1 rRNA gene is annotated in these 676 nt (G+C 55.9%); it reads right to left on the bottom strand.

Annotation, left to right across the window (positions count from 1 at the left end):
• Positions 1-676: ribosomal RNA gene (locus tag NI000_RS36545) — 23S ribosomal RNA — on the bottom strand; the annotation flags it as partial.

Genomic DNA, 676 nt, shown 5'->3' with positions numbered 1-676 from the left:
GGATAAGCCCTCGACCGATTAGTATTCGTCAGCTGCACACGTTGCCGTGCTTCCACCCCGAACCTATCAACCTCGTCGTCTACAAGGGGTCTTACATACTGGGAAATCTCATCTTGAGGGGGGCTTCACGCTTAGATGCTTTCAGCGCTTATCCCTTCCGTACTTGGCTATCCAGCCGTGCTCCTGGCGGAACAACTGGTACACCAGCGGTACGTCCATCCCGGTCCTCTCGTACTAAGGACAGCTCCTCTCAAATTTCCTACGCCCGCGACAGATAGGGACCGAACTGTCTCACGACGTTCTGAACCCAGCTCGCGTACCGCTTTAATGGGCGAACAGCCCAACCCTTGGGACCTACTTCAGCCCCAGGATGCGATGAGCCGACATCGAGGTGCCAAACCTCCCCGTCGATGTGGACTCTTGGGGGAGATAAGCCTGTTATCCCCAGGGTAGCTTTTATCCGTTGAGCGATGGCCCTTCCATTCGGTACCACCGGATCACTAAGCCCGACTTTCGTCCCTGCTCGACCTGTTTGTCTCGCAGTCAAGCTCCCTTATGCCTTTGCACTCTTCGAATGATTTCCAACCATTCTGAGGGAACCTTGGGGCGCCTCCGTTACATTTTAGGAGGCGACCGCCCCAGTCAAACTGCCCACCTGACACTGTCCTCGTACCGG

Origin of the sequence: Paenibacillus tyrphae (assembly GCF_024158745.1) — a bacterium.
GTDB lineage: Bacteria > Bacillota > Bacilli > Paenibacillales > NBRC-103111 > Paenibacillus_G > Paenibacillus_G tyrfis_A.
Note: the sequence above shows the minus strand (reverse complement) of the source record. Positions and strands in the feature narration are given on the sequence as shown.